The sequence below is a fragment of the Oleiphilus sp. HI0125 genome (assembly GCF_001635355.1).
In genome coordinates this window covers 1-1,004 of sequence record NZ_LWGF01000985.1, presented here as the reverse complement: position 1 = coordinate 1,004, position 1,004 = coordinate 1, and the positions used below count along the sequence as shown (strand labels likewise).

The following is a 1,004-nucleotide window of genomic DNA, read 5'->3' as shown; positions in this document are numbered from 1 at the left end:
ATGTTGATCCTGAATTTTTTCCTAAGGGCTTTTCCTCTTTACTTGATTCGAGTTGGCAGTCTGGAGTCATGGCGCCCAATGATGAAAGTTTGGTCTTGTGCCTTGATACGGTGGCCGCGCACTTTGTCGAAGATGCAGAAACTGCATTCGGAGCCATTCCTTGCAATCTTGGCTTAAGTCTATGGGAGCTCGCGCTTCTCTCTGCTTTGAATCGAGATAAGAAGAGAGCAGAGGAAGGCAGTCAATTATCTATTACAAGCGTGACAGAGTTTCTCGAATTCTCTGAAGGCGAAGGCTTAGATGAAAATGATTTGATTCGTCTTTTTGAGAAGCATGATTTGATGGCGAGAGAGTTTTCTTTTCAGCAGGAGTTATGCGACATACTGCGCAGCGCCGATAAACTTTCAAAAGATCTGATGATACAAATTCGAACTTTGGCTCATGATAACGGTGTTAGTAATTTGGGTATTAGTCTGGAAGAGGAATAGCCAGTTATGAAAGCGACTTTGTTGGCTTTGATTGTTCTCGTCTTTTCTTGCTCTGTTCTGGCGCGAGAGTCTTATGTTGGTTTGAGCTGGGATGTAAAAAAAGACTCTGACAAGTATGCAAGTGCTTACTTGATAGGGGCGGTTCACATGGCAAATAGCAGCTTTTATCCATTCGACAAGAAGATTCTTGATCGTTTTACAAAGTCAGATGTTCTCTTGGTGGAAGCGGATGAAAGTCGCGTTTCAGAGGCTGATATGAATGCATTGATGTCAAAATATGCTCTATATCCAGAAGGCGTGCATTATCGCGATGAACTTTCTGCACCCTTGGTTGAACGTATTGAAATGATGTTTCGTGCTTTGGGTATCAGTGAGCCTGACGCTTTGTTTGGATCATACCGGCCTGGTTTTCTTGGACTGAGCTTAGCCGCTCTCCAAGCTCAGTCGCTCGGCTATGAAGCGAGTTATGGCATTGACCGTTATTTCCTTGATCGAGCGCAGTATAAAAAACCGGTC

At 43.9% G+C, this 1,004-nt stretch carries 2 protein-coding genes; both read left to right on the top strand.

All coding sequences use genetic code 11. The features are described 5' to 3' along the window. Window positions 1-488 (top strand): DUF416 family protein (locus A3762_RS16930; RefSeq protein ID WP_068756747.1); only part of this gene is annotated, 488 nt, incomplete at its 5' end. A gap of 6 nt (window positions 489-494) precedes the next feature. Then, the coding region (locus A3762_RS16925) for a TraB/GumN family protein (protein ID WP_197469330.1) at window positions 495-1,004 on the top strand (510 nt) is incomplete at its 3' end.